1 protein-coding gene is annotated in these 454 nt (G+C 54.8%); it reads right to left on the bottom strand.

Features of this window, described 5'->3' with window-relative positions; translation table 11 throughout:
- The coding region (locus K5Q73_RS21430; protein WP_220766208.1) for an Ig-like domain-containing protein at positions 1–454 on the bottom strand (454 nt) is incomplete at both ends.

Below are 454 nucleotides of genomic sequence, written 5' to 3'. Positions count from 1 at the left end.
GCATCGTACTGCAAGCCTTCTAATTGGCCAGCGGTTAAGAGCATGCCATTGGTGATCGCAGTACCATCAGCGAGGGTGACGGTGCCCAGAGTCGGTAGGCCAGTGACCGTAATGGTGAGGTTATCGCCATCAGCATCGGTTGGTGCGCTGAGGCCTAAAGACGTATTTTGCGTCTCTTCATTGACATTGATGCTATTGCTATCGACGAGTGGCGCATCGTTGATTGGGTTGACCGTGATCGCCACACTGCCGTTTTCAGTGACAGTGCCGTCATTGACGCTGTAGGTGAAGTTACCCACGGCATCGCCGCTGTCATAGTCGGCAGGGGCATCGTACTGCAAGCCTTCTAATTGGCCAGCGGTTAAGAGCATGCCATTGGTGATCGCAGTACCATCAGCGAGGGTGACGGTGCCCAGAGTCGGTAGGCCAGTGACCGTAATGGTGAGGTTATCGC

This window comes from Shewanella sp. MBTL60-112-B2 (genome assembly GCF_019655055.1).
Classification (GTDB): Bacteria; Pseudomonadota; Gammaproteobacteria; order Enterobacterales; family Shewanellaceae; genus Shewanella.
This window is presented reverse-complemented; position numbering and strand designations above follow the sequence as displayed.